Raw genomic sequence first — 18,590 nt, 5'->3', positions numbered from 1 at the left:
CCCCGGGTTCGCGCCCATGGCACTCGCGCCTGCCCAATCCCCGCCCATCGGTCCCACGCCCACCGTTGCTGGTCAGAGACTGGCCGGGCGGGGCTGGTCGGGTAGTCCGTGCCAGCCGTTCCTGCACCAGCAGGTCCCCCCGCCGACCCCGCGCCAACCGCCACTGGTCGGAAGCTGTCGGGCCGTCACGGTCCATCGGTCCGGCACCACCGGTCCCAGTCCGCCGACCCCCGCGCCAACCGCTACTGGTCCGGGAAATGGCCAGGCCGTCACGGTCCATCGGTCCAGCACCACCCGGTCCCAGTCCGCCGGTCCCGCACTAGCCAGTCCCGGGCCGCCGCCCCGCGCCAATCGATCCGCGCCCACCGGTCCCGCGCCCGCCGATCTCCCGTCCGCCGATCCCACGCCCGCCAGGTTCGCGCCGCCGGCACTCACGCCCGCCGGCCCACGCCCACCACGTTCGCGCCCCCGGCATTCACGCCCCCGGCGTTCGCGCCCGTGGAGTCCGTGCTCGTCGGGTTCGGAGGTGGGTAATGGGTGATTGAGGAACGGTTCCCTGCGTCGGTCGTCTCCGGCGGGCCCCGTACAGTGCGGGCATGACCCATCCGAACGCCGCTTCCCGCCCCGTTCAAGCCGTCGTCCTGGCCGGAGGCCAGGGCTCGCGGCTTCGTCCGTACACCGACGACCGGCCCAAGCCGATGGTCGAGATCCCCGGCACGGGGACTCCGATCATCGGCCATCAGCTCGTCTGGCTGGCCGAGGAGGGCGTCACGGACGTCGTCGTCAGCTGCGGGCACCTCGCCGAGGTGTTGCAGAACTGGCTGAAGTCGGCGGACCTGCCGGTGCGGGTGACGACGGTCGTGGAGAGCGAGCCGCTCGGCCGCGGCGGCGGCCTGAAGTACGCCGCCTCCCACCTCCCCCACCCGGACAAGCCCTGGTACGCCACCAACGGCGACATCTGGACCCGCTTCTCCCTGCGGGACATGGCCGACTTCCACACCGAGCGGGACGCGGTGGCCACCCTCGCCCTGGCACGTCCGCGCATCCCCTGGGGCGCGGTGCAGACGGACGGCTTCGGACACATCACGGACTTCATCGAGGCCCCGCCCTCCACGTTCGAGATCAACGCGGGCGTGTACGTCTTCTCGCCGGAGTTCGCCGAGCTGCTGCCGGAGCGCGGGGACCACGAGCGGACGACCTTCCCCCATCTGGCCCGGGAACTGCGCCTTGCGGGCTTCCCCATCCCCCAGGGCTCCTACTGGCGGGCCATCGACACGGCGAAGGACCTGACGGAGGCGGCGAAGGAACTGGCCGCCCTGGGGCGCTGAGAACACGTCCGCCGTACGACCCAGGGATCCCGGCCCGCCGTACGACCCAGGGATCCCGGCCGCCGTATGACCCAGGGATCCCGGCCGCCGTACGACCGAGGGGTCCCGCACAGTCATCCGTGCGGGACCCCTTCGTGGTGGGCCAAGAGGTTCAGCCGGTGGGCCCGCCCAAAATGTCGCCCACCGGCCTGGTTACCCCAACAGGCCGCCGACCAGGCCCGGTTGGCCGGAGGAGCCTCCGGAGCCGGTGCCGGTGCCGCTGCTGGAGCCGGTGCCGCCGCCCGTCGAACCGCCCGACGTGGGGCCGGAGCTGGTGCTGGGGGCGCCGCCGCCGGAGGGGGCGGAGTGGTGGGGCAGGGTCTGGCCCGCCGTGCCCTGGGGCTGGCTGGGTGCGCCGCCCGTCGCGGTGCTGCTCGGGGTCGTCGCCGCACCCGACGGCGTGGACCGGCTGGTCGCACCGTGGGTGGGCGAGTGGGAGGCGGACGGCGACTGCCGGTGCCGCTTGCCCGGCTCCTGCGGGAGCGGGGAGCCCGGCAGCTGGTTGCGCGGCGCCTCACCGGGGCCCGGCACGACCACCCGGCCGGCGTCACGGACCGCGCCGCCGAGCAGGGAGCCGATGAGGAGCGTGAGGCCGACCGTGATGGCCGTGACGAGCGCGCCGCGGCGCAGGACGTAGCGGCGCAGCTCCCAGATGTCGGAGCGGGGTCCGAGACGGCGCCAGGCGCTGCCCGCGAGGCGGCCGTCGACGGAGTAGACGGGGGCGCCGGCGATGATCAGCGGGGACCAGGCGGCGAGGTAGATGATGTCGGGGGCGTCGTAGGCGGGGACGGTCTTCCAGCTGACGGTGACGATGAGCGCGGCGGAGAGCAGGGCGCCGAGGACGGCGGCCACCCGCTGCCAGCAGCCGAGGACCGTCAGCACGCCGACGATCACCTGCGCGAAGGCGATGACCAGGCCCGAGCCGACGGGGTGGTGCAGGGCGAACTGGCGCAGGGGCTCGGCGACTTCCCAGGGGTGCAGGGTGTTGAGCCACTTCACCATGGAGCCGCGCTTGCCGCCGTCGAAGTAGACGGGGTCGCACAGCTTGCCCATGCCGGCGTAGATCGAGATGAAGCCAAGGAAGATGCGCAGCGGGAGCAGGACCACGCCCAGGTTCATACGGCGGCCCGGGTAGTACGCGTGCCGGGCCGGGTCGTCGCCGTGCCGCCGGGAACGCTGCTCCTCGGCCTCCTCCGGCTCGAAGTCCGCGCCGCCGTACGGGGGTTCCTCGTCGTAGGCGCTGCCCACCGTGCGCATGTGGGGCAGCAGACGCGTGCCGCCCGTGTCCTCGTAGCTGCGCTGGGCGCCGACCATCGGGGTCTCGACGGTCTGGTCCAGCCCGTCGTAGATCTCGTCGTACGTGGGGCCGGTCTCGACGCGCGGGATGACCTGGGTGGCGCCGGCGTCGGCGGAGGGGTCCTCGTCGCGCCGGACGCCGGCCCGCACGGCCTGGAGCAGGCGGTGGGCGCCGGTGTCGTCGGGAGCGGACCTGCCGCTCCACACGACCGGCCGGCGGCGGGCCGCCGGCGTGCCGCCCGCGGGCATCCGGGTCGTGTCCTCGCCGGCGCTCAAGTGCCGTGCGATCCGCGGGGATTGGGCGCGCGTCGACGCGCCGAGCTGCACGCGGAAGCTGGCGTGATTGACGATGATCTGCGCCGGATCGCTCGGCACCTTCACCATGCTCAGCGCGGGAGCGTCGTCGAATCCGGAATCGAATCCCGACGAGCGGTCCCCCGTGGGTGTGCGGGGTGTTCTGGTGTCCACACTCATCTAACCGAGTGACGTGTGCTTAGGACACTGCTTTGACCCGCCGGATGTGTCCGGACCCCGTCAAGCTTGTCCCAGACGCCCAGATTGACCCGCACGGGTGAGGATGGGCACAGGTGTTCAGCCCCGTCGGCGCGCCGCCTCGTACAGCACGATCCCCGCCGCCACACCGGCGTTGAGCGACTCGGCCCCACCCGGCATCGGGATCCGCACCCGGAAGTCGCAGGTTTCGCCGACCAGTCGGGACAGGCCCTTGCCCTCGCTGCCGACCACGATCACGACCGGGCCCTGAAGGGCCTCCAGTTCGCCGATCTCGTGTTCGCCGTCGGCGGCGAGGCCGACGATCACGATGCCCGCCTTCTTGTACGCCTCCAGGGCGCGGGTCAGGTTCGTGGCGCGGGCGACGGGCGTACGGGCGGCCGTACCGGCCGACGTCTTCCACGCGCCGGCGGTCATCCCGGCCGCGCGCCGCTCGGGTACGACGACGCCGTGGCCGCCGAACGCGGACACGGACCGTACGACGGCGCCGAGGTTGCGCGGGTCGGTGACCCCGTCGAGCGCGACGATCAGCGGGTCCTCGCCCTCGTCGTAGGCGGCCTCCGCCAGATCCTCGGGGTGCGCGTACTCGTAGGGCGGGACCTGGAGCACGAGCCCCTGGTGGTTGAGCCCGTTGGTCATGCGGTCGAGCTCGGGGCGCGGGGCCTCCATGAGGTTGATGCCACCGCGCTCGGCGGCGAGCTGCAGGGCCTCGCGCACGCGCTCGTCGTTGTCGATGAACTGCTGGACGTAGAGCGTGGAGGCCGGTACGCCCTCGCGCAGCGCCTCGACCACCGGGTTGCGGCCGACGACCAGCTCGGAGGACGACTTGCCGCCACGCCCGCGGGGCGCGGGACGGCGCGCGGTCTGCTTCGCCTTGGCCGTGGCGATGCGGTTCTTCTTGTGGCCCTTGCGCATCTCGGCGGGCGGGGTCGGACCCTTGCCCTCGAGACCCCTGCGACGCTGGCCGCCACTGCCGACCTGCGCGCCCTTCTTGCCGGACATGCGGCGGTTGTTCGCGGCCATGACCTACCTGTCTGTCGTGAAAGTCGTACGTACGTCTATGAAGTGTGCCGCCCGGAGGGCCGGACGGCACAATCGATCTTCTGCTCGGCGCCCCGGACTCAGCGCGGAGCGCCCCGGACTCAGCGCGGGCCGAGGCTCCAGCGCGGGCCTTGCGGGCTGTCCTCGATGGACAGTCCCGACTGCCCGAGCTGGTCTCGGATGGCGTCCGCGGTGGCCCAGTCCTTGCGGGACCGGGCGGCCTCGCGCTGGTCGAGGACCATACGGACCAGGGTGTCGACGACACCGTGCAGGTCCTCGCCGCGGTCGGTCTCGCCGGCCCAGTGCGGGTCGAGCGGGTCCAGACCGAGGACACCGAGCATGGCGCGGACCTCGGCGAGGCGGGCCACGGCGGCTTCCTTGTCGTCGGCGGCCAGGGCGGAGTTGCCCTGCCGGACGGTGGTGTGCACCACGGCGAGCGCCTGCGGCACGCCCAGGTCGTCGTCCATCGCCTCGGCGAAGGCGGGCGGGACCTCGGCGGACGGCTCGACGGGACCGGTCTTCTCGACCACCCGCTGGATGAAGCCCTCGATCCGCGCGAACGCCGACTCGGCCTCGCGCACCGCGTCCTCGCTGTACTCGATCATCGAGCGGTAGTGCGGGGTGCCGAGGTAGTAGCGCAGCACGATGGGCCGCCAGCGCTTGGTCATCTCGGAGACCAGCACGGAGTTGCCGAGCGACTTGGCCATCTTCTCGCCGGCGATGGTCACCCAGGCGTTGTGCAGCCAGTACCGCGCGAACTCGTCGCCGTAGGCCTTGGCCTGGGCGATCTCGTTCTCGTGGTGGGGGAAGATCAGGTCGATGCCGCCGCCGTGGATGTCGAAGGCGCTGCCGAGGTACTTGTGCGCCATCGCCGAGCACTCCAGGTGCCAGCCGGGACGGCCCGGCCCCCAGGGCGTCGGCCAGGTCGGCTCGCCCGGCTTCGCCGTCTTCCACATGGCGAAGTCGCGCGGGTCCCGCTTGCCGGTCTCGCCCTCGCCCGAGGGCTGGAGCAGGTTGTCCAGCTCCTGCCGGGACAGCTCCAGGTACTGCGGGAAGGACCGCACGTCGAAGTAGACGTTGCCGTCCGCCTCGTAGGCGTGACCGCGCTCGATGAGCCGCTGCATCATCTCGACCATCTCGGTCACGTGTCCGGTCGCCCGCGGTTCGTAGGTGGGCGGCAGGCAGCCGAGCGCGGTGTAGCCGTCGTTGAACGCCCGCTCGTTCTCGTAACCGATCGACCACCACGGGCGGTTCTGCTCGTGGCTCTTGGCGATGATCTTGTCGTCGATGTCCGTGACGTTCCTGATGAACGTCACGTCATAGCCGCGGTACTCGAACCAGCGGCGCATGATGTCGAAGTTGAGGCCCGAGCGGATGTGCCCGATGTGCGGTGCGGCCTGCACGGTGGCACCACAGAGGTAGATCGAGACACAGCCCGGCTTGAGCGGGGCGAAGTCACGGATCTGCCGGGCGCTGGTGTCGTACAGGCGAATGGTCACGAGACCTAGGGTAGTGGGCCGAAGAGGGTGCGTGGAGCAGTCCCTGTGTTTACCCCTCCCGCACCTTGTTTACCCCTCCCGCACCACCAGTGCCGTCGCCACCGCCATGAGGCCTTCGCCCCGGCCGGGGAATCCGAGGCCGTCCGTCGTCGCCCCCGACACCGACACCGGGGCTCCGGCCGCCTCCGACAGGATCTTCTGCGCCTCGTCGCGCCGCTTGCCGATCTTCGGGCGGGGGCCCACGACCTGGACGGCGATGTTGCCGATGCGGAAGCCGGCCTCTCGCACGATACGGGCGGCCTCCGCCAGCAGGGTCACCCCGGACGCGCCCGACCACTCGGGGCGGCCGGTGCCGAAGTGTCGGCCGAGGTCACCGAGCCCGGCGGCCGAGAACAGCGCGTTGCACGCGGCGTGCGCCACGACGTCCGCGTCGGAGTGGCCGGCCAGGCCCGTTCCCTCGCCCTCCCACTTCAGGCCGGCGCACCACAGCTCGCGGCCCTCCTCGAAGGCGTGGATGTCGGTGCCGATGCCGACCTGGGGCAGCACCGGATATGTCTCAGAAGCCATCGTTCAGCCTCCTGCGGGCCAGGACGGCCTCCGCGAGGACCAGGTCCAGGGGCCGGGTGACCTTGAAGGCCTCCTCGTGCCCGGGGACGAGCAGCACCGTGTTCCCGAGCCGCTCGACCATGCTCGCGTCGTCGGTGACGTCCTCGGTGACCTCCTCGTGGGCCCGGACCAGCGTGGCCCGGTCGAAGCCCTGCGGTGTCTGCACGGCCCGCAGCCGCGCGCGGACCGGGGTGGCCACGACGGGCTCCGGGTCACCGGCGACCGGCGCGGGCTCGACCTCCTTGACGGTGTCGGCGAGCGGCAGCGCCGGCACGACGGCCGGGGCGCCGTCCCGTACCGCCTCGATCACCGCGTCCACCGTGTCGACCGGCACCAGCGGCCGGGCGGCGTCGTGGACCAGCACGATGTCGTAGTCCGGCGGCAGCGCGTCGAGGCCGAGCCGCACGGACTCCTGGCGGGAGTCACCGCCGGTGACCACCAGGAAGTCCGTCCGCTCGGGCAGCGCGTGCGCGTCGAGGAGGGACTTGACCTCGGCGGCGCCGTCGGGCGGGGCCACGACCACGACCAGGGAGACCGCGCGGGACGCGGCCATCGCCCGCACCGCGTGGATGAGCATGGGGGTGCCGCCCAGCGCACGGAGCGCCTTGGGGGCGCCCGGACCGAGGCGTACGCCCCGGCCGGCGGCCGGAATCACGGCCGCGGTGCGGGCCTCCGTGGGCGAAGGGCGCGATTCGTCAGACATCGGTTCCTGTCAAGGTTTGTGTGCTCGACCTAGGTGGGTATGGCCTGGGAAGTGCCGGGCGCGACGCCTTGACCGGACCCTTCCGTGACACTGGTCGAGCCTGCTGCCCGGGCCCGGCACGCCAAGTATCGGGGGAATCCCCCGAGGTTCACGTACGTACGGCGTCCGAGTACGAACATGCCGCAGCGCCCGGCGACAATGGAGATGTCATCGGGCACCGCGGCATTTCGATGTGCTGAGTGCTGAAGCGGGCCGGCGCGCCTGCGTCAGTCGTTCAGGACGCGAGGACCTCGTCGAGCAGGGCCTCGGCCTTGTCCTCGTTCGTGTTCTCCGCGAGGGCGAGCTCGCTCACCAGGATCTGGCGGGCCTTGGCGAGCATGCGCTTCTCACCGGCGGAGAGTCCGCGCTCGCGCTCACGACGCCACAGGTCACGCACGACTTCCGCGACCTTGATGACATCGCCGGAGGCGAGCTTCTCCAGGTTTGCCTTGTATCGACGCGACCAGTTCGTGGGCTCCTCGGCGTACGGCGCGCGCAGCACCTCGAAGACCCGGTCCAGCCCGTCCTGACCGACCACATCACGTACGCCGACGAACTCCGCATTGTCCGCTGGCACACGTACCGTCAGGTCACCCTGGGCGACCTTCAGCACCAAGTAGGTCTTGTCCACGCCTTTGATCTGGCGAGTTTCGATAGCCTCGATCAGCGCGGCCCCGTGATGGGGATAGACCACGGTGTCGCCAACCTTGAACGTCATGTGACAGGTACCCCTTCCGTGGCTATCCAGGGTAACACGGAAACCGGCGGTTCTGAATGGCGTTTTCGCAGGTCAGGGCATATCTCGGGGCTTGACAACAGCAACAGGAACGTGCTTCGCCCACCCAGTGGAAGAAGGTCTTCGCAGGTCGGAGCGGCTCTCCGGCCGAGGTGAAACGCGTACGTTACACGCATCCGGAGCCTCCTCCGACCGGGCGAACGTCCGCAAATGTCCGGTTCCGGATGTGCGACTTCCGCTACTCCGTTCGGTGGCGTGAGTCGCTTCCGTATCGATTCCGGAATTGATCACGGGGGGTCGGCGGGGCGGCCGGTGATCCATTTCCGGGAACGGCTCCGCATTCCTTCACGCAAAATTTGCGCGCCCGTGCCCGGGGTTTGCCGGACCGGGTTATGTGAATGCCGGACGAGCTCCCCCGACTACCCCCTGCCGAGGGAAGCGGAGGGCTTGGAGGAGGGTCGGGTGCGGTGGCGTGGGAACGGCTCGGTAACCTAAGGCCGCTGACAGACACTTAGGGCGGCTTTATGGTCGCCACGCTCGAGTCAAGGAGTTGCCGCCGCCGTGAGCAGCAGCCTTCGACGCGGCGCTCTCGCCGCCGCCGCCATCGCAGTCTCGGTCGCCTCGCTCTCCGCGTGCGCCGCGGGCAGCGACGCCCAGACCCTGCAGGTCAAGCCGGACAACGCGGCCGTCACGGTCGGCGACATCAAGATCCAGAACGCGCTGGTCATCACCCAGCCCGACATCCAGGCGACGGGTCCCGCCGTGATCTCGGCGACCCTCTTCAACAACGGTGACACCGCGCAGACCGTGGACTCCATCACCCTCCCGAACGTCAACCAGACCGCCGAGGTCAGGCCGGCCAAGGGCAGCGGCAAGCTCGTCGTCCCGGCGCACGGCTCGCTGGTGATCGGCGGCAAGGGCAACGCCAGCGCCTCCCTGCCCAACGGGCGCGAGGCCGTCCAGGACGGCAGCGTCCGCAAGGTCACCTTCACCTTCAGCAAGGCCGGTGACGTGAGCCTGCGCGCCTTCGTGGTCCCGGCCGCTAGCTACTTCACCAAGTGGGGCCCCAGCGCGGTGCCGACGGCCACGCCGTCCGCCAGCCCGAAGCCGACCAAGAGCACGACGGCGTCCCCGAACCCGTCCGCCTCGAAGTCGACGACGCCGCCCACGACCAACCCCACCAGCGCGGCCTCCGCGAGCGCGACGGCCACCGGCCACTGAGCGGTCGTACGAGCAGTCGTACGAAGTAGCCGTACGAGCAGTCGTACGAACGAAGGGCGGGGCCTCACCGGGAATCACCGGGAGGTCCCGCCCTTCGGCGTGCGTACGGCGGTTTACGGCTCGAACTTGTATCCGAGACCCCGCACCGTCACCAGATACCGCGGCGCGCCCGGGTCGGGCTCGATCTTGGCGCGCAGGCGCTTGACGTGGACGTCGAGCGTCTTGGTGTCGCCCACGTAGTCGGCGCCCCAGACACGGTCGATCAGCTGCATACGGGTCAGGACGCGGCCGGCGTTGCGCAGCAGCATCTCGAGCAGGTCGAACTCCTTGAGGGGCAGGTCGACCTTGGAGCCGGAGACCGTGACCACATGGCGGTCCACGTCCATCCGGACCGGCCCGGCCTCCAGAGCGGCCGGGGTGACCTCCTCGGGCTCGCCGCGGCGGCGCAGGACGGCCCGGATACGGGCGACGAGCTCACGGGACGAGAAGGGCTTGGTGACATAGTCATCGGCTCCTATCTCCAGGCCGACGACCTTGTCGATCTCACTGTCCTTGGCGGTCACCATGATCACCGGGACGTTGGAGCGGCCGCGCAGCTGGCGGCACACCTCCGTGCCGGGCAGACCCGGCAGCATCAGGTCGAGGAGGACGAGGTCGGCGCCGTTGCGCTCGAACTCGTCGAGTCCGTCGGGGCCCGTGGCCGCGATGGCGACCTCGAAGCCCTCCTTGCGGAGCATGTACGACAGGGCGTCGGAGAAGGACTCCTCGTCCTCGACGACAAGCACTCGGGTCACGGAAGGACCTCCGGGGCGGGAAGCGGTTCGTACGGGGATGACTGGGGGGTGGATTCGCCGGCCTCGTCGTCGAGGTCGTCGAGATCGGGGTGCTGCTGGGCGCGGTCTCGGGCCGCGCCCGCCTCCGGCAGCCTCAGAGTGAACGTGGAGCCCTGGCCTTCGGCGCTCCACACCGTGACCTCCCCGCCGTGCGAGGCGGCCACGTGCTTGACGATCGCGAGCCCCAGGCCCGTACCGCCGGTGGCACGGGAGCGGGCGGGGTCCACGCGGTAGAAGCGCTCGAAGACGCGCTCCTTGTCCTTCTCGGAGATACCGATTCCCTGGTCGGTCACGGCGACCTCGATCAGGTCACCGCCGGGCGCGGTCACCCGGCGGGCGGCTATGCCCACGCGGGTGCGGGCCGGCGAGTAGTTGACGGCGTTCTCGACGAGGTTGCCGAGCGCGGCCGCGAGCTGGCCGCGGTTGCCCCACACATGCAGGTCGGCGGTGCCGCCCGCGGCCATGGTGATCTGCTTGGTGCCGGCCTGGTGGCGGCAGCGGTCGATGGCCTCGGCGACCAGTTCGTCCACCCGCACGGGCTCGGCGTCCTCGAGCGGGTCGTCGTTCTGCACTCTCGACAGGTCGATGAGCTCCTGCACCAGGTTGGTCAGCCGGGTGGCCTCTATCTGCATGCGTCCGGCGAAGCGCTCGACGGCCTCCGGGTCGTCGGAGGCGTCCATGACAGCCTCGGACAGCAGGGAGAGCGCGCCGACCGGCGTCTTCAGCTCGTGGCTGACGTTCGCGACGAAGTCACGCCGCACCGCCTCGATCCGCCGGGCCTCGGTCAGGTCCTCGACCAGGAGCAGCACCAGCCGCGACCCGAGGGGCGCCACGCGCGCGGAGACCGCCAGCGCCTCGCCCCGTCCGGTGCCGCGCCGGGGCAGATCCAGCTCCACCTGCCGTATCTCCCCGTCCCTGCGGGTGTCCCGGGCCATCCGCAGCATCGGCTCGACGGAGAGCCGGCCGCCGCGCACCAGTCCCAGGGCGTACGCCGCCGAGCTGGCCTTGACCACGGTGTCCGCCTCGTCCAGCACGACGGCCGAGGACCGGAGCACCGACAGGACCGTGTCCACACCCGGCGGAAGCACCGGGTCGGTGTGCAGGGAGGTGCGGGTGGGGCGCTTCTGCTCCCGCTCGCTCCAGCGGAACGCCAGCATGGCGATGACACCGGTGAGCACCCCGGCGATCGCTGCCGCTGCGGCGACCGCCGCGTTCACGTCCATGCAAACAGGTTAAGCAGGGGGTACGACATCCCCACAGCCGTCGAGGTGCGACCTCGAACACTCGTCGCCCAGAGTTCACCTTGGAGCCAGGGGCGGTTCATTTGAGGGGACGGAAACCGACGCGTTCAGGCCGGATCGTGGGAGCGTGGGGTTCACAGGACCGGTTTCGCGGCCGGTTCTCATCCCCGGAATCCCCGAGGCAGACGTAAGAGAGGGACCCCTGATGCGGGACGCGTACCACGAGGAACTTGACTCGATCGGTGACGGTCTGGTGGACATGGCCCGGCTGGTCGGGTCGGCGATCGGGCGCGCCACGACCGCCATCCTCGACGGTGACCTGAAGCTGGCCGAGAGCGTGATCGAGGGCGACCAGAAGATCGACGAACTGCAGCACGACCTGGAGGCACGGGCCATAGCCCTCCTCGCCCGTCAGCAGCCGGTGGCGACCGACCTGCGGATCGTCGTGACCTCGCTGCGGATGTCCGCGGACCTCGAGCGCTCGGGCGACCTGGCCCAGCACGTGGCGAAGCTCGCCCGGCTGCGGTTCCCGGAGCGGGCGATCCCGCACGACCTGCACGCGACCATCCTGGAGATGGGCCAGCTCGCGCAGCGGCTGATGGCGAAGGCGGCCGAGGTGATCGTCACCAAGGACGTCGACCTCGCGATGCAGCTGGAGCAGGACGACGACGAGATGGACCTCCTGCACCGCACGCTCTTCCAGCACCTGCTGGACGACCGCTGGAAGCACGGCATCGAGACGGCGGTGGACGTCACCCTCCTCGGCCGCTACTACGAGCGTTTCGCCGACCACGCGGTGGCGGTCGCCAAGCGCGTGGTGTTCCTGGTCACAGGCGAACACGCCGACGACCTCCAGACCGACATCCAGCCGGAGATCCAGCCGGTGGCGGGGGTCGAGGGGGCGTAGTCGAACTGCCGGGGGTGCGCGGCAGCCCACTCATAGGCGTTGCACTGTTACGCGCCGTCAGCCATCCCGCCGTCTCGCCATGGGGGCGTAAGCGGCGTTCACCGACGGAGTGCGGGGGCTTCGGGGGGCGTGGTGGCGCCTCCGTGCGCCGTTGATGCGACCGCCGCGGTGGGCATGCAATGGGTGAGGCAGCAGTCCTGCCCAGGCCCGAGCCTCCAGGAGGACCCATGGCCGAAGCCCCTACGACGCCCGACCCGAAGCAGGAGCGCGAGACGGAGCAGCCCGCCGACATCAAGAGCCTCCCGCTCGTCGGCGCGTGCGGCTGCGGCTCGGGCTGCGGCTGCGGGTGCCAGTCGGGCAGCCCCTGCCAGTGCGGCTGAGAGCGTACGTCCACGCAGGCCCCGGTGCCCTGGCGCACCGGGGCCTGCGTCACGACCGCTCCACGCCCCGGACGACGCTCCGGCCCGGTCGCCCCTCCCGCCGTACGGGCGCAGCATGGATGGAGGAACAGGTGGGAAGGAGGTGCGGAGCCATGGCCAAGTTCATGGACGTGCACCACGGGATGAAGGGCATCACGGCGGACCAACTGCGTGAGGCGCACCGGGCGGACCTCGCCATAGAGAAGGACGAGGACGTCCACTTCGAACAGGCCTGGGCGGACCCGGAGTCCGGCACGGTCTACTGCCTCTCCGAGGCCCCCTCCGCGGAAGCGGTCCAACGCATCCACGAACGCGCCGGCCACAAGGCGGACGAGGTGGTCCCCGTACCGCTGACGGTATGACGCCGGGAATCCAGAGACGCGGGCGCCGCACTGAGGGTCCACAGCGGTCCCCGACCGTGAAAATGCCTCCCTCCCGCGCCGTACGCGCAGGTGGGAGGCATGATCGCAGAGGCTACTTCTTCTTGCCCTGGTTCTTGACCGCCTCGATCGCCGCCGCGGCCGCCTCCGGGTCGAGGTACTTGCCGCCCTTCGTCACCGGCTGGAAGTCGGTGTCGAGCTCGTAGTAGAGGGGGATGCCCGTCGGGATGTTCAGGCCCGCGATGTCGGCGTCCGAGATGCCGTCCAGGTGCTTGACCAGGGCGCGCAGGCTGTTGCCGTGGGCGGCGACGAGGACCGTGCGGCCGGCGAGGAGGTCGGGGACGATGCCGTCGTACCAGTACGGGAGCATGCGGATGACGACGTCCTTCAGGCACTCCGTGCGGGGGCGGAGCTCCGGCGGGATCGTCGCGTAGCGGGGGTCGTCGGACTGGGAGAACTCCGCGCCGTCCTCGAGCGGCGGCGGCGGGGTGTCATAGGAGCGGCGCCACAGCATGAACTGCTCCTCGCCGAACTCGGCGAGGGTCTGCGCCTTGTCCTTGCCCTGGAGGGCGCCGTAGTGGCGCTCGTTCAGGCGCCAGCTGCGGTGGACCGGGATCCAGTGTCGGTCGGCGGCCTCGAGGGCCAGCTGTGCCGTGCGGATCGCCCGCTTCTGGAGGGACGTGTGCACCACGTCGGGGAGAAGATCGGCGTCCTTCAGGAGCTCGCCACCGCGGACTGCCTCCTTCTCGCCCTTCTCATTGAGGTTGACGTCCACCCAGCCGGTGAACAGGTTCTTCGCGTTCCACTCGCTCTCGCCGTGGCGGAGGAGGATCAGCTTGTACGGTGCGTCGGCCATGGGTCAGAGCGTAATCCACGGGTTCGTCCCGCCGTATGGCTGCCCGAAGGCCGGACAGTTGACTGCATCTGTTAATTGAGTGGCCCACGCCCGCCCGGTGTTCGTAAGTTGTCACCACCGCTAGAGGCACTTACATCCGTGGGGGGATCCGCCATGCCCGTCGCCAGTCTGAGACGTGCCGCCCGTGAGACCGTCTCGGGACTCCCCCGCGAGTTCTGGTGGCTGTGGACCAGCACCCTCGTCAACCGGCTCGGCGCCTTCGTCGCCACCTTCATGGCGCTGTACCTGACGCTCGATCGCGGCTACTCCGCCTCCTACGCCGGCCTGGTCGCGTCGCTGCACGGGCTCGGCGGGGTCGTGTCGTCGCTGGGCGGCGGGGTGATGGCCGACCGGCTCGGGCGGCGGCCGACCCTGCTCGTCGCCCAGTCCGCCACCGCCGCCTCCGTCGCACTGCTCGGCTTCGTGCACGACCCGGTCGCCATCGCCGCCGTCGCCTTCCTCGTCGGCATGGCCTCCAACGCCTCACGGCCCGCCGTGCAGGCGATGATGGCCGACATCGTGCGGCCCGAGGACCGGGTGCGGGCCTTCTCGCTGAACTACTGGGCCATCAACCTCGGCTTCGCCGTCTCCTCCATGGCCGCCGGGTTCATCGCCGAGTTCAGCTACCTCGCCGGGTTCCTGATCGAGGCCGGGATGACGGCCCTGTGCGCGGTGGTCGTGTTCCTGAAGCTGCCCGAGTCACGGCCCGAGCGGACGGCGACCCAGAAGGCGGCCGAGGAGGGGACCGGCCTCGGGACCGTTCTGCGCGACGGCCGGTACATGGGGGTCGTCGGGCTGTCCTTCCTCGTCGCCCTCGTCTTCCAGCAGGGCTCGGTCGGGCTGCCGGTCGCCATGGGCGAGGCCGGGTTCACCCCTGCCGACTACGGCCTCGCGATCGCCGTCAACGGCATCCTGATCGTCGCGCTGCAGATCCCGGTCACCCGGTTCATCCAGGACCGGGACCCGCGCCGGCTGCTCGTCGTCTCGTCGGTCCTCGCCGGGTACGGCTTCGGGCTCACCGCCTTCGCCGGGTCCGTCGGCGTCTTCGCGCTGACCGTGTGCGTGTGGACCCTGGGCGAGATGATCAACGCCCCGACGCAGACGGGGATCGTCGTACGGCTCTCTCCGGTGCACGGGCGCGGCCGCTACCAGGGCGTCTACACCCTGTCCTGGTCGCTGGCCGCGCTCGTCGCCCCGCTGATGTCCGGCCTGGTCATCGACCGGTTCGGTGCTGAGTGGCTGTGGGGGCTGTGCGCGGCCGTCGGGACTGCGGCGGGGGTCGGGTACGGCGTGCTCATGCGGCGGATGCCGGAGGAGGCAGAGGATGAGGAGGAGCGGTCGGTGACGGGGACGTCCGCGCCGGCCACGGCGGAGGCGACCGCCCGCTGACCTCCCCTCGGCCCCCGGCGAACCCAAGCTCCCTCGGTCCCGGCGAACCCACGCGCCCTCGGTCCCTCGGCCCCGGCGGACACACACGCCCTCAGTCCCTCGACCCCGGTGGCCACACGCGAGCGAGCCCCCCGCCCGCACTTCTCCTGCGGCAGGGGGCTCGTGTCGTGTGCGGCCGTCAGAAGCTGACGTTCACGCCGACCTGGTGGGGCAGCGCGCCGAGGGCGCCGTCGACGGTGCCCAGGGCCGTCGCCCTGACCGAGTCCACCTCGGCCAGGACGCCCGCGCTGCTCAGGGTGGTCGAGCCGACGGCGACGCCGATCTGCGGGCTCAGGCCGCCGGAGACGGCGTCGAGTTCGGCGTCGGAGATCTCGAGGGTCTGGACCTGGGGAGCGGAGTTCATGAGGGGACTGCCCTTCGCATGGATGTACCAGGGGAAGCGGCCCGGCTGAGGGGGACAGACGACGGGCCGCGGTGCGCAGGATCAAATCACGGAGCGTGCCCGGCATCCAGTCGACGGACCTGCGAGGCACGGCAGTTGGACGCGTCGGCGACCGAACCGTGAGGGGATGCACACGAATTGGGGCCGGGTTCTCCACGCGGAGGGCCGCACAGGGCAGGGACGGGCGGAGTCGCGGTCGCGCCGAACAGGACATCTCGGCATCAACGCCTCCGTACCCCGAGGGGGTTGCGCATGCCCTGTGCAGATTCGGTCCACCTTCCCTCACGGATGCATCCGCGCCCCCTTCAGCACCTTGTCCACCGCGTTCTTCGGCCCGTACACCGCGAGCCCGACCAGATCCAGCTCCGCCGTCCCGACGGCCCGTACGGCCGCCCGGTTGTCCGCGTCATGGCCGGTCGCGAAGAGGTCGGAGGTGAACAGCGCCCGCGGGAGCGCCCGGGACAGGGCGCGCGCGTGGGCCGCCGTCAGGGTCTCCTTCGTGCCCTCGAAGACCAGGACCGGCTGGCGGAACATCGGCAGGTACTGCACGTCGTCCGCGTCCTCGTACGGTTCGCCGATCACCTCGGGGACCGTGCTGCCGAGGCCGCTGACCAGGAACGCGGTGACGTTCAGGCGCTGCCAGGTCTCCAGGTCCTCGCGCAGCAGGACGGCGATCTTGGTGTCGAACCGGATGGGTGTGTCGCTCATACTCCGAGACTGCCGGTCCGCTCACGGCCCCGTCTTGTACGTTTTTTGCATGGCCGCTCAGCGCTCCCGACCGGAGGTCTCCGCCTGGCGTCCCCGGGTGCGGGGCGTGGTGGAGGTCTTCCACGCGCACTTCACCGAGTACGCCTACCCCATGCACGTCCATGAGGCGTGGACCCTGCTCATCGTGGACGACGGGGCCGTACGGTACGACCTCGACCGGCACGAGCACGGCACCCCGCACGACACGGTCACCCTCCTGCCGCCGCACGTCCCGCACAACGGCTCGCCGGCCACCCCGCACGGCTTCCGCAAGCGGGTCGTCTACCTCGACGGCACCCGGCTCGGCGACGACCTCATCGGGGCCGCCGTCGACGGCCCCGACCTGCGCGATCCGGTGCTGCGCCGGCGGGTCGGGCAGCTGCACACCGCGCTCGGGCGGCCGGGCGAGGAGCTGGAGGCCGAGAGCCGGCTGACGCTGATCGGCGACCGGCTGCGGGACCTGCTGCAGCCGGGGCAGGAGACGCGACCCGCGCGTCCCGACCCCGTCCTCGCGCGTCGGCTGCGTGAGCTCCTCGACGAGCACGTCGTCGACGGGCTCGGCCTCGACACCGCTGCAGAACTCCTGCACGCCCATCCGGCCCATCTGGTACGGGCGTTCAGCACCGCGTACGGCATCGCCCCGCACCAGTACCTCACCTCCCGCCGCGTCGACCGGGCCCGCCGCCTCCTGCTGGACGGGCGGGCGCCGGGCGAGGTGGCGTCGGCGACGGGGTTCTTCGACCAGTCCCATCTGACGCGCCACTTCCGGAAGTTGGTGGGGGTGACGCCGGGGCGCTACCGGATCGCCGCGCGCTGAGCCTCGTGCAGGTTGCGCGGTCGTACGACGTCCGTGGTGCCGTAGAGCTCCAGCCGGGAGTGCAGGTCCCCGGTGAAGTCCGGTACGTCGATCTGGTCGAACTCGCTGACGGTGTTGAGGCCGACCGTCGCGGAGTACGGTGCCAGGCCGTCGACCTTCATCAGACCCGCGCGGCCGTTGGTGACCCGGACGTTCCAGTGGGTGAAGCGGGCGCCGAAGAGCGGTCCCGCGTTCGCGTCGCCGCCGTGGCGGCCGTTGTTGTTCACGGTGATGTCGGTGCGGACGTTGGCGAACGGCAGGCCGCGGTGGGAGTCGAAGGTGCCCATCTGCATGTCCCCGCGCGACCACACGTTGTACGAGGACAGGCCCTCGACGTTGATGCCGTGCAGTTGGGTGTCGGCCCGGGCCGGGACCGTGCGCTGCTCGATGGTGAAGTCCTCGATCAGGTTGTCGTGCGAGCCCTCACGGCAGAAGTACGGGTGGTGTTCGCCCCGGCCGCCCACCCGCGTGCGGCGCAGGGTGCAGGAGGAGGCGGCGACCAGGCCGAAGCCGTTGTCGACGTTGCGGACGGTGACGTCGTCCGCCCAGCAGTCGTACGCACACTGCAGGACGACCCCGTTGTAGCCCTTGTCGAGGAGGTGCGGGGACTGGGGTGTCTCCATCACCTCCAGGGTCAGGCCCTCGACGCCGGAGCCGGTCAACTCCCTTACGTGCGTGGTGAACTGAGGGTTCCATTCGGGACGCAGGTCGAGGGGCAGGGGGCGTTCGAGGGTGACTCTGCGGCCTCGGACGCGGGCGACGCGGACCGGCCATTCGTAGGGAACGTACGACAGGAGCTTGGTCTTGTCCTCCCAGTAGTACGCCGCCGGGCCGGGGCCGCCGCCCGACATGTGCTGGAGCAGGGTGTGGGTGGCGTCGTCGGAGATACGCAGGAGGACCAGGGCGCCCGGACGGAGGTGCGAGGGGTCGGCGACGGTGACCGTCCAGTCGCCCTGGCGGGCGGGTTCGACGGGGGTCAGGGTCCGCCACTCGTCCCGTCTGTTGCCGGTCCAACCCTCGAAGGGCCAGGCCTGGGCCTTGATCGCGGCCACCAGGGAGTCCCAACGTGCCTTCGGGGCCAGCCAGATGAGGCCGCCCGCCCAGGACCAGGACGACTTGGTGCCGCCGTAGCGGGAGCCGTACACGCCGATCAGTTCGGTGAGGTTCTTGGTGGCGTAGAGCGTGGTGCGGTCGCTTCCGGCGCCGCGCAGCACGACGTTGTCGTGGCCGATCTGGATCAGGCCGTCGATGCGGAAGGTGCCGGGCGGGATGGAGACCGTGCCACCGCCGGCCCGTCCGGCGGCGGCGATGGCACGGTTGATCGCGGGGGCGCAGTCGGTCGTGCCGTCCGCCACGGCGCCATAGCGGCGGACGTCGAGGACGGCGGGGCGGTGGGGGAAGCGCGCCGCCCCGCCCCGGTATCCGGCCCTTCCGATGTACGGGATCTGGGGGTGGGTGAAGGG

19 protein-coding genes are annotated in these 18,590 nt (G+C 71.0%); 7 read left to right on the top strand and 12 right to left on the bottom strand.

What is annotated here, in order from left to right; translation table 11 throughout:
* The first annotated feature begins 596 nt into the window (after nucleotides 1-596).
* Nucleotides 597-1,328 carry a nucleotidyltransferase family protein gene (locus tag GRC12_RS27615; protein ID WP_208782086.1) on the top strand — a complete coding sequence of 244 codons (732 nt, stop codon included), beginning with the start codon at nucleotides 597-599 and terminating at the stop codon, nucleotides 1,326-1,328.
* A 192-nt stretch (nucleotides 1,329-1,520) separates the two neighbouring features.
* Here GRC12_RS27615 and GRC12_RS27610 read toward each other — a convergent pair whose 3' ends face one another.
* From GRC12_RS27610 to GRC12_RS27585, 6 genes are all read right to left on the bottom strand, one after another.
* The gene (locus GRC12_RS27610) at nucleotides 1,521-3,137 is read right to left on the bottom strand and encodes a DoxX family protein (protein ID WP_208782085.1); all 1,617 of its coding nucleotides are present in this window, start codon (nucleotides 3,135-3,137) and stop codon (nucleotides 1,521-1,523) included.
* A 117-nt stretch (nucleotides 3,138-3,254) separates the two neighbouring features.
* Entirely contained in the window at nucleotides 3,255-4,196 is a 942-nt protein-coding gene (rlmB, locus tag GRC12_RS27605) for a 23S rRNA (guanosine(2251)-2'-O)-methyltransferase RlmB (protein ID WP_208782084.1), read from the bottom strand.
* Between the two features lie 119 nt (nucleotides 4,197-4,315).
* Complete coding sequence (cysS, locus tag GRC12_RS27600; RefSeq protein ID WP_208782083.1) at nucleotides 4,316-5,713, bottom strand: cysteine--tRNA ligase; 1,398 nt, start codon at nucleotides 5,711-5,713, stop codon at nucleotides 4,316-4,318.
* Between the two features lie 69 nt (nucleotides 5,714-5,782).
* The gene (ispF, locus tag GRC12_RS27595; RefSeq protein ID WP_208782082.1) at nucleotides 5,783-6,280 is read right to left on the bottom strand and encodes a 2-C-methyl-D-erythritol 2,4-cyclodiphosphate synthase; all 498 of its coding nucleotides are present in this window, start codon (nucleotides 6,278-6,280) and stop codon (nucleotides 5,783-5,785) included.
* On the bottom strand, nucleotides 6,270-7,022 hold the full coding sequence (gene ispD, locus GRC12_RS27590) for a 2-C-methyl-D-erythritol 4-phosphate cytidylyltransferase (protein WP_208782081.1): 753 nt from the start codon (nucleotides 7,020-7,022) through the stop codon (nucleotides 6,270-6,272). Before ispD ends, ispF begins: the two co-directional genes overlap by 11 nt.
* 274 nt (nucleotides 7,023-7,296) lie before the next feature.
* The gene (locus GRC12_RS27585) at nucleotides 7,297-7,779 is read right to left on the bottom strand and encodes a CarD family transcriptional regulator (RefSeq protein ID WP_003953493.1); all 483 of its coding nucleotides are present in this window, start codon (nucleotides 7,777-7,779) and stop codon (nucleotides 7,297-7,299) included.
* 579 nt (nucleotides 7,780-8,358) lie between these two features.
* On the opposite strand from GRC12_RS27585, the gene GRC12_RS27580 reads away from it, so the two are divergent.
* On the top strand, nucleotides 8,359-9,018 hold the full coding sequence (locus GRC12_RS27580) for a DUF461 domain-containing protein (protein ID WP_208782080.1): 660 nt from the start codon (nucleotides 8,359-8,361) through the stop codon (nucleotides 9,016-9,018).
* A gap of 113 nt (nucleotides 9,019-9,131) precedes the next feature.
* Here the strand turns inward: GRC12_RS27580 and GRC12_RS27575 are convergent, their stop codons facing one another.
* Together GRC12_RS27575 and GRC12_RS27570 are read right to left on the bottom strand one after the other, a co-directional pair.
* Nucleotides 9,132-9,812: a response regulator transcription factor gene (locus GRC12_RS27575; protein ID WP_007382946.1), complete on the bottom strand. Its 681-nt coding sequence runs from the start codon at nucleotides 9,810-9,812 to the stop codon at nucleotides 9,132-9,134.
* The gene (locus GRC12_RS27570; protein ID WP_133045701.1) at nucleotides 9,809-11,074 is read right to left on the bottom strand and encodes a sensor histidine kinase; all 1,266 of its coding nucleotides are present in this window, start codon (nucleotides 11,072-11,074) and stop codon (nucleotides 9,809-9,811) included. Before GRC12_RS27570 ends, GRC12_RS27575 begins: the two co-directional genes overlap by 4 nt.
* Before the next feature lie 223 nt (nucleotides 11,075-11,297).
* Here GRC12_RS27570 and phoU point away from each other — a divergent pair, with 223 nt between their 5' ends.
* The 3 genes from phoU (at nucleotide 11,298) to GRC12_RS27555 (ending at nucleotide 12,780) form a co-directional block, all read left to right on the top strand.
* A complete protein-coding gene (gene phoU, locus GRC12_RS27565) occupies nucleotides 11,298-11,999 on the top strand; it encodes a phosphate signaling complex protein PhoU (protein WP_208782079.1) in 702 nt (233 codons plus the stop codon).
* 227 nt (nucleotides 12,000-12,226) lie between these two features.
* On the top strand, nucleotides 12,227-12,379 hold the full coding sequence (locus tag GRC12_RS27560) for a hypothetical protein (RefSeq protein WP_208782078.1): 153 nt from the start codon (nucleotides 12,227-12,229) through the stop codon (nucleotides 12,377-12,379).
* A 152-nt stretch (nucleotides 12,380-12,531) separates the two neighbouring features.
* Nucleotides 12,532-12,780, top strand: coding sequence for an SCO4226 family nickel-binding protein (locus GRC12_RS27555; RefSeq protein ID WP_208782077.1), 249 nt, complete (start codon nucleotides 12,532-12,534; stop codon nucleotides 12,778-12,780).
* A 112-nt stretch (nucleotides 12,781-12,892) separates the two neighbouring features.
* On the opposite strand, the gene GRC12_RS27550 is transcribed toward GRC12_RS27555, so the two are convergent.
* Complete coding sequence (locus GRC12_RS27550; RefSeq protein ID WP_208782076.1) at nucleotides 12,893-13,654, bottom strand: phosphoglyceromutase; 762 nt, start codon at nucleotides 13,652-13,654, stop codon at nucleotides 12,893-12,895.
* Between the two features lie 153 nt (nucleotides 13,655-13,807).
* Between GRC12_RS27550 and GRC12_RS27545 the strand changes: the two genes are divergently transcribed.
* Entirely contained in the window at nucleotides 13,808-15,082 is a 1,275-nt protein-coding gene (locus GRC12_RS27545; protein WP_208782075.1) for an MDR family MFS transporter, read from the top strand.
* A 178-nt stretch (nucleotides 15,083-15,260) separates the two neighbouring features.
* On the opposite strand, the gene GRC12_RS27540 is transcribed toward GRC12_RS27545, so the two are convergent.
* Both GRC12_RS27540 and GRC12_RS27535 read right to left on the bottom strand, forming a co-directional pair.
* Nucleotides 15,261-15,485 carry a hypothetical protein gene (locus GRC12_RS27540; protein ID WP_208782074.1) on the bottom strand — a complete coding sequence of 75 codons (225 nt, stop codon included), beginning with the start codon at nucleotides 15,483-15,485 and terminating at the stop codon, nucleotides 15,261-15,263.
* A 321-nt stretch (nucleotides 15,486-15,806) separates the two neighbouring features.
* The gene (locus GRC12_RS27535; RefSeq protein ID WP_208782073.1) at nucleotides 15,807-16,232 is read right to left on the bottom strand and encodes a DUF2000 domain-containing protein; all 426 of its coding nucleotides are present in this window, start codon (nucleotides 16,230-16,232) and stop codon (nucleotides 15,807-15,809) included.
* Between the two features lie 49 nt (nucleotides 16,233-16,281).
* Here GRC12_RS27535 and GRC12_RS27530 point away from each other — a divergent pair, with 49 nt between their 5' ends.
* The gene (locus GRC12_RS27530; protein ID WP_208782072.1) at nucleotides 16,282-17,088 is read left to right on the top strand and encodes a helix-turn-helix transcriptional regulator; all 807 of its coding nucleotides are present in this window, start codon (nucleotides 16,282-16,284) and stop codon (nucleotides 17,086-17,088) included.
* Here the strand turns inward: GRC12_RS27530 and GRC12_RS27525 are convergent.
* Nucleotides 17,067-18,590, bottom strand: a 1,524-nt coding sequence (locus GRC12_RS27525; RefSeq protein ID WP_208782071.1) for a glycosyl hydrolase family 28-related protein, incomplete at its 5' end; no start/stop codon positions are given. The genes GRC12_RS27530 and GRC12_RS27525 overlap by 22 nt on opposite strands.

Origin of the sequence: Streptomyces griseorubiginosus (genome assembly GCF_017614965.1) — a bacterium.
In the GTDB taxonomy this organism is placed as follows: domain Bacteria; phylum Actinomycetota; class Actinomycetes; order Streptomycetales; family Streptomycetaceae; genus Streptomyces; species Streptomyces griseorubiginosus_B.
The sequence above is the reverse complement of the archived record's forward strand: the minus strand, read 5'-3'. Positions and strand labels throughout refer to the sequence as shown.